Annotated in this window: 3 protein-coding genes; 1 reads left to right on the forward strand and 2 read right to left on the reverse strand. The window is 70.4% G+C overall.

Translation table 11 applies throughout. The features are described from left to right. Nucleotides 1-159 (reverse strand): helix-turn-helix domain-containing protein (locus VGD85_RS03890; protein ID WP_331062139.1); only part of this gene is annotated, 159 nt, incomplete at its 3' end. Nucleotides 160-523: 364 nt separating this feature from the next. Between VGD85_RS03890 and VGD85_RS03895 the strand changes: the two genes are divergently transcribed. Next, nucleotides 524-904: a type II toxin-antitoxin system PemK/MazF family toxin gene (locus VGD85_RS03895; RefSeq protein ID WP_331062137.1), complete on the forward strand. Its 381-nt coding sequence runs from the start codon at nt 524-526 to the stop codon at nt 902-904. Between the two features lie 296 nt (nt 905-1,200). Here the strand turns inward: VGD85_RS03895 and VGD85_RS03900 are convergent. Further along, the coding region (locus tag VGD85_RS03900) for a toprim domain-containing protein (RefSeq protein WP_331062138.1) at nt 1,201-3,190 on the reverse strand (1,990 nt) is incomplete at its 5' end.

Raw genomic sequence — 3,190 nt, forward strand, 5'->3', positions numbered from 1 at the left:
CGGACCTTCGAGGCGATACCGATCGGCCCACTTCTTCGCGGTGCGAGGCGAGACCATGAACATCTTGGCAGCCGAGGCGTAGGTGAAGCCGTCGTTGACGACGATCCGAGCAAGTCGCAAACGGGCGCGTGGAGTCAGAGCGGCGTTAGCGTGGGACACGAAGGCCTCCAGGTTGGGAGCGGTGAACTAGACAGCTCCACTCCACAACCGGAGGCCTTCACCTGTCAGACCGACTCACCGCCGCGAGGCGGGACAACCTGCCTGGACATCACAACTAGCCCTCGACGCCGCCGGCACCACCGGCCATGGCCAGAGGCCGCGGCTCGGGGCTGTAGGACAGCACTCCCTCACGCGCAGCGGGCAGGGTCTACGCTGTGACCTGCGGCCACCGCATGATCGTTTGTTTTCACACAACCGATGATCAACGGTGGCGCACCCCTCTCCACAGTGCGTCGGGGTCGCGCAGGCATCGGCCTCCCGTCCTGTGTCAGGAGGACATGTGCAACGTGGCGAAGTCTGGTGGGTGGAGTTCGACGAGCGGCGGCTGGTCGTGCTGCTGTCGGGAGACGACGCGTCCGGGATCCAGGTGATGCAGGTCGTAGCTCCGGCGGGTGTCGACATCACCGGTCTGGGCGTCGAAGTGGCAGTAGGCGCCATGGAAGGACTGCCCTTTGAAGGCGTGCTTCGGTTCGCGTTCCCGCGCCCGGGCTTTACCCCTTGCACGTGGCTGACCACCGTGTCCCGGGACGACCTGATCGAGCGAGCAGGCGCCCTGTCCTCCGCGAAACTCAGCGAGATCGAAGATGCCCTCCGTCTTGGTGGACAGGCGAAGGAGCCGACCGCGGCGACGACCGCGAAGCTCAGCGAGATAAGGGACAGCCTCCGTCTCGGTGGACTCGGGTAGGCGGAGAAGGAACAGACGCCCCCAATGGCGTGCTCGGTCTCGTCCGGATGATCGACACAGGCCACCTCTGTCTTCGGCGCCCCTCACCATCGAGATCACGATCTACGGCTGGAGTACTAGGTACGCGTCGACCAGTTCGTCCGGCGGGGTACCTGCGTCGTCGCGGCGGCGGCAAGGAACTGCCGCACCTGAGCGCGCGTCGCACGCCGGGGTCGCTTCGTGGCAGACATGACACCTTGATCGGCCGGGGGAGTGGGCGCCCAAGGCTACTGACGGAAGCCGGACAGTCCGGCCAGTCAGCGTCGCGGAGTGCCGCGCCGCGGCGGCCGCGGGCGGTTGACGTCCTGCCGGTCGCGCGCTGCTCCCTGCAACGCCGTCGGCGCCGGGGTCTCGTCGGTGTCGATCGGGATCTCCAGACGGGAGACGATCCGGTATCGCAGGTCGCGTGCGGGGCTGTCGCCCAGGGGCTTCTCGGCGACGATCGCACGGGTGGCGGCGCCGACGTCGTGACCGTGCTCGTGGGCCTGCTGCAGCATCGCTGCGGTGGCCGGCCAGTCGCCCTGCTCGAGCAGGCGCGGGTCGAGCTCGCGGGCCAGCGGCGCCCACCGCTCGGCGGGCGTCTTCTCGGCCGCGGCCGAGAGTCGGGCGCGGACCTCGCTGCTCTTGTGCAACTCGGCCAGCGCAGCCTTCCGCGGGTCGGCATCCCACGTCTTGACCGCGTCCCGAAGGTCCCGGCCGGCCTGCTGCAGCTGGGAGAGCTGCAGCCGTGCCCGCACCTGGTTGACACCCGGCTCCCAGGCCCGGCTGGGACGGGCCGAGATGACCCGCATGGCGGCCACCCGCGCCTGCTCGGCGCCGAGGTTGTCGAGCCGCTCGGTGAGGAGCTGGTCGCCCAGGGACCGGAAGACGGGCTGGCCGCTGGCCACCGCGGCGGTGAGCGCGGCCGGGCCGCGCTGAGCGAGCAGGTCAGCTGGGTCGAGTCCGTCGGGGAATCGGACGTAGCCGGGGTCCATGCCGTGCGGGGTGAGCATCCAGAAGTCGCGCTCGGCCGCGACCTGGCCCGCCAGGTCGGCGTCTCTGGCCACGATCGGGTCGCGGCCGACGGCGGCCAACTGCGCGGCCTGCTCATCGGTCAGGGACGTGCCGAGCGGGGCCACGCCGACGTACAGGCCGGCGCTGGCGATCGTGACGGCGACCGCGTCCATCGGGCCCTCGACGATCACCGGGACGGCGCCCTCGGCAAGCAGTTCGTCGACGACGCCGAACAGCTGCGCGCCCTTGTGGAACAGCGGGGTGTCGGCGGTGTTGAGGTACTTCGGTCCGGCCTTGTCGTCGTCGGTGAGGTGGGGGCGTCGGCGGCCGACGAAGCCGAGGACCTCGCCCTGGTGGATCACCGGGAACATCACGCGGTCGCGGAACCGGTCGATGAGGCGGCCGGTGCTGGCCTCGGTGGCGACGCCGGTGGCGAGCATCTCGGCGTCGCTGATGCTGCGGCCGCGGAGGTGGTCGACCAGGTTGGTCCAGCCGGCCGGAGCCTGACCGGGGCGGAACCGCTCGTCGCCGGCGAGGTCGACGCCGAACCGGCCGGTGAGGTAGTCGCGGCCCCACGAGTCGGTGAACCGGGACTCGAAGAAGGTCTGCGTGAGCTCGTTGATCTCGACCATGCGCTCACGCGTGACGGGGGAGGAGTGCCACTCGTCGGCGCGCTGGTACATGAGCCGGATATCGGCGTCGGTGGGCTCCAGCCGGGTGCCGCCGAGGTCGCGGATGTAGGCGGCCAGCGTGAGGTCGCTCTCGATGTACTGGTCCTCGTCGACGTCGACCAGGTCCTCCTCGAGCGTGTCGACCTGGTGCTCGTCGACCAGGTCGACGGGGGGCTCGAGGTCCGTGCCGGGGTCCTCAGCAAGCGGCCACGGGATGTCGTCGGACTGGTCGACGAACAAGGTCTGGTCGGGCTCGATGCCCTCCCACAGGTCCGCCGGCGGCTCCTCGAAGTGGTACTCCTGCGCGTGCTCGTCGGGAGCGGTCTCCAGCGCGATCGAGGTCCGCCAGACCAGTGCCTGGCACTCGTCGACGCCTTCCCAGCCGTCGCTCGGCAGCGCCCGGCCGGCGCCCAGCAGGGCCTCGACCTGCCAGCCACGCTGTAGGCCGTGGTCGACGTTGGAGACCAGCGCCGGCCACCAGGTGCTGGCCTGGATGCTCGCGGCCCGCTCGGGACCGAACAGGTCCGCGAGCCGCGGCGCCCAGTCGGTGGTGACGCTCTCGCCGTGGGAGCCGTCGCCGATC

The sequence above is a fragment of the Nocardioides sp. genome, assembly GCF_036401255.1.
In the GTDB taxonomy this organism is placed as follows: Bacteria; Actinomycetota; Actinomycetes; order Propionibacteriales; family Nocardioidaceae; genus Nocardioides.